This is a genomic window from Polaribacter sp. PL03, from assembly GCF_033875165.1.
Taxonomy (GTDB): domain Bacteria; phylum Bacteroidota; class Bacteroidia; order Flavobacteriales; family Flavobacteriaceae; genus Polaribacter.
In genome coordinates, this window is the sequence record NZ_JAWZSV010000021.1 from 1 (window position 1) to 4,265 (window position 4,265).

Here is a 4,265-nt window from a genome sequence, read left to right on the forward strand (position 1 = left end):
TCCGACGAGCGAGAGAGTGTTCCACAAACTTGAGATTAAAAGACATAAAAAACTTAAAAAATGAAAATATTTTCAGAATTTGAACAATGTTTTTAAATTTCTGAGCAATTGAGCCTAACGTTTATGTGTATGATTAGTGGCGTGTTTTAAGCACTAAGGTTAGTAAATAAAACACTAACCAAGAAAGTCAGCGAGGACTTTCGTAAATTGGCTAAAACTAGCAATTAATTATACACGGTGTTAGCAACAGAATTTTTATTCATAATCTCTATGTTTTCTTTCATTATTCGTCTTAAATTGGCTACCGGCTGAGTTAAAACTCCATCGGTGAAATCAATTATTCGTCCGGATTGTTTGTTATCTGGTGATTTAAAAAATGAAGCAGTTTTATGTATTTCTTTGTTGTCAATAAACTCCGTTCCACTTGATATGGATTTGTTTAATATTGCTTCTTTTGCTGAATAAATCGAAGTAGAAGTTAATTGAATTCTTTTCTTGGAATTTGATATTTTATTTATGAATAATGGCGCAACTTTATCCTTAAAAATTTTGGATGTCATATTTTTTGCTCCGATATTATTTCTAAGACTTCTTGCGCTTTGTGCAACTTTACCTAAAATACCAGATATTTGTCCAACTCCAGGAAGAATAAATACAAGATTGGTAGCCAAAGAAAGTTGGTTATTTCTTTTCTCTCTTTTAATTCTTTTCTTTTCGTCAATTACTAATTCATCTATCTTAAAAATTACATCTTCGGCTAATATAAAAGGTTTCGCTTCGTAGAAATCATTTAATTTTAAACCGTTATAGTTAGTATATTTTTGATTTAATAAGCTAAGTTCATTTATAGTTTCATAATAAATTTTATTCACTTTTAGTTCGTCATTTAAAAGTGAGTTAGTAGTTATCTTTCTTATTAGATTAATTTCAATTTTCGATTCTTCGTATGTATGTGATAAAAGTGATTGATATTCTATTTTTGTTAAAGTTGTTTTATAAAGTTCTATTTGGTCTTCTATTACATTAGGAAGCAAATCACGTAATTTGCTTTTTCCTGATTCTATGATTTTAGTTGCATCATTTTTATAGTTTGACGTATTTAAGACGTTATTTAATTCTATTTCTGTTGTTGTGCCTATAGTTTTTAGTGAGTTGATGTTATCTGAATTGTTCTTACAACTGAAAAATAAAACAGATAAAAAGACTATAATAATTAAATTTATTATTCTCATATTGCCTTACCTAAATTTATAGTGTTTATTATTTCTTTATCATCATACTCTTTTGAAAACTCAAAAAATATTGTATCCTCATCTTCATAAAAATTAGGATTAACTTCTGCTTGATATATTTCTTTTTTTAAATTGCCGTTTTCGTCAAATATTAAATCATACATTGGTTCATTACCTAAGCCATCTTCGATTCTTCTGACTCCCAAACATTGAACATTTTTCCCATTTATTTTTAACTCGTATATGAAAAAGTAATCTTCTGTTTCGAAAAAATATTTATAGACATTGTTTCCAGATGATTTTTCGTGATTTTTTCTAACAACATCTTTTCCGTCAATTACAACACTGCTAATTATCTTATAAAAATTACCTTCAAGATTTTGAATCTCTTTAGGTTTTGAGTTAAACCAATTATAGACTAAAGAATATTCAGTGTATTTTGCTTTATTAAAGTCGTAGTAATCTTTAACCTTTTTTTGTTCTAAAGAGTCAGATTTCAGTTTTCTATCATCAAAATATTTAATAGGTTTTTTAATTAATGTACTATCTAAATAATTTGCACTTGAGCTAATAGCATCTTTAGATTTTTTCAATATACCTCCTTTATCTTTGCAAGATATTATGACTAAAGTTAGTATTAGTAGTATTTTCCTCATTTTTTGTATTTTGTTGCTAACGTTGTTGTATAAGCTTTGTTGCGTTGTTTAAGCCGTGAATTTAGTAAATAAAGTACGAACGGCGAAATTCCGGAGGAATTTCCCAAGTGAGCTAAAACCAGCAATAAAGTTTATACGGTGTTGGCATTAGTTATTTTATTATTAACTTCAACGGTTTCGATTTATAATTTCCAGCTATTATTGAATAAATGTATGTTCCAGAACTTAAATTTTCATTATTAAGTTTCAAAGAATTGACGTGATTATCTACTTTATACTCTTTAACTTTTATTCCATTTAAGTTGTAGACTAAAATTTTTCCATTTTTGATATTTTCAGGAAGTTTATAATCTAAATTTATGAAACCATTACTCGGATTTGGATAAGCATTCAGTTTTATATTGTTCAAATTAGTTTTTGCTGAAGAGAGAGTAGCGTTTCCAGGTAATGAGTAAATATATTTTTTATTATCTGAAGAATTAACATCTCTTAAAATCATTTTAATTCCAGAACCTGTATTTTTTATCCAAGTTGGATTTTGCGTATCAATATCACTTCTATAAAGTCCTACTTTATTTGGAATATTTGATATTATAGTTCCATCCTCATTCACAACCAATGTTTTTGTATTGGAGTTATTTCCGTATAATGTGAATAAAAACTCAAGTTCAGAATCTGTATCAAAAATATTTTTACTCAAACCGATTACTGGAAAATATTCGGAAAAATAATAGTCATTAACATCATATGAAAAACCTAAATTATTAGTGTCAATAGTTATATTCTTGTATATTGAATGATTAGAATTGTATATTTTCATAACTAATGTGTTCAAATCAAATATGAAATATTTCATATCGTCATCAATTTTCACAAAATTTATTTTTTCATTTTTTTCGATTGTTTTTTCTAATGTAATTTGTGAATAAGATAAAAATGTAATTAGGATTGTAGCAATTGTTAAAATTGTCTTTTTCATTTCGGCTTTTTTTAAGTTCATAATTTTTATTCTAAATGTTTTTAAATAACCTTTTAGTTATTCTTGGGATTTCACGTTAATTAATGCCAACGTTGTTGTATATGGTTTGTTGCGTGTTTCAAGCAACTAATTTAGTAAATAATTACCGACCAAGAAAGTCCGCGAGGACTTTCGCAAATAGGCAAGAAGCCAGCAATAAATTATATACGGTGTTGTACACAGTAATTTATTTCTTTCGGACTGCTCTTAATTGTAGCAATTTTTCTTTTCCTTTTTTTGTTAATGCAACCATTTTCACCATTTTAGGCTTTTCGTCAGTAAAAAATTCTTCATCATAAAATTTAATTAAATCCAATAGTGTTAATTGAATTTTTACTGTTTCGTAAAAGTCATTTGCTATTTTAATTGTAATATTTGCTGGCATTTCTACATTTTGAGTATCATTAAGATAAACTTCTTTTGTTATAGAATTCAATGCTGATTTAAAAGAGGTCATTCGGATTGGGCTAATTATCTTTGGCAACAAATGATAGTTAATAATATTCCAACTTAAATTATAGGTTTTTCTTTCTGTTTTTGGGTCATTCCAAGAACCTGATTTAATATCTGCAATTACTTTTATTTTATCTTCTCCATCAGCAAGGTTGTCAAGATTTAATTTGTTCAATTCGACAAATCTTGATGATTCTTCTAATTTTTGTTCAAGTGTTTCTATTTTTTTATATAATTGAACAACTTCTTTTTCAGATGTTCCAGTCATAGAATCCGCCCTAATCCATCCAGTTCTAGGATAGTTTTTCTTTGCTTGACTTATACTTCGACTAACAACAGCACCTAAATCTTGTGGCGATGACCAAAACTTGCATAGTTTCCTTTTTACTAAATTTTCAAAATTCTCAAGTTTCTTTCTAGCCTTTTTGTCTTTTTCTGTTTTTATTGTTGGTAGAGAATCAATATCGCTATGAAGAAAAGCAATAGTTGGGATATTTTTCGAAATCGCATATTCATATTCTTTTTGCGTATAACTAATTCCATTGTCATCTACCGAACCATATTTTCCAGCGATTATAACTATATAGTAATCGGATTCGTCAATCAATTTTTTGATAAAATCCCATTGAGTTTCATCTGCTGCTGGAAAGTATTCCATTCCAGAAGGAATACAATCTAATTCCAAAAGTGCTTGAATTACTTCAACTCTTTCGGGTATTAAATCTTTATATGTCGAACTTACAAATACTTGATATCTTTTATCCAATGCGGTTTTTTTTTATTGTGTACAACGTTTTGGTATAAAAATTTTTGCGATTTAAAAATGCGGCAAATTTTCCACCGGAAAATTAGAAGCATTTTTAAAAAAGCAAAAAGCTTTGATTAGGCATAAATTTAAGCAATTTT

Annotated in this window: 4 protein-coding genes; all 4 read right to left on the minus strand. The window is 27.6% G+C overall.

Annotated elements, in window-relative coordinates; translation table 11 throughout:
- Positions 1 to 224: 224 nt before the first annotated feature.
- Positions 225 to 1,232 (minus strand): hypothetical protein, encoded by a 1,008-nt coding sequence (locus tag SHK09_RS15245; RefSeq protein ID WP_319811652.1) that lies wholly within the window; start codon positions 1,230 to 1,232, stop codon positions 225 to 227.
- On the minus strand, positions 1,229 to 1,888 hold the full coding sequence (locus SHK09_RS15250; RefSeq protein WP_319811653.1) for a hypothetical protein: 660 nt from the start codon (positions 1,886 to 1,888) through the stop codon (positions 1,229 to 1,231). The genes SHK09_RS15245 and SHK09_RS15250 overlap by 4 nt, the downstream gene beginning before the upstream one ends.
- Before the next feature lie 151 nt (positions 1,889 to 2,039).
- Positions 2,040 to 2,867, minus strand: a complete 828-nt coding sequence (locus tag SHK09_RS15255) for a T9SS type A sorting domain-containing protein (RefSeq protein WP_319811654.1) — start codon at positions 2,865 to 2,867, stop codon at positions 2,040 to 2,042.
- A gap of 226 nt (positions 2,868 to 3,093) precedes the next feature.
- Positions 3,094 to 4,125, minus strand: a complete 1,032-nt coding sequence (locus SHK09_RS15260) for a DUF4062 domain-containing protein (protein WP_319811655.1) — start codon at positions 4,123 to 4,125, stop codon at positions 3,094 to 3,096.
- Positions 4,126 to 4,265: the final 140 nt, after the last annotated feature.

What these genes read in the sequence shown, in the direction of transcription:
- SHK09_RS15245 (WP_319811652.1), bottom strand. Translation starts at nt 1,232, where the DNA reads ATGAGAATAATAAATTTAATTATTATAGTCTTTTTATCTGTTTTATTT.
- SHK09_RS15250 (WP_319811653.1), bottom strand. Translation starts at nt 1,888, where the DNA reads ATGAGGAAAATACTACTAATACTAACTTTAGTCATAATATCTTGCAAA.
- SHK09_RS15255 (WP_319811654.1), bottom strand. Translation starts at nt 2,867, where the DNA reads ATGAAAAAGACAATTTTAACAATTGCTACAATCCTAATTACATTTTTA.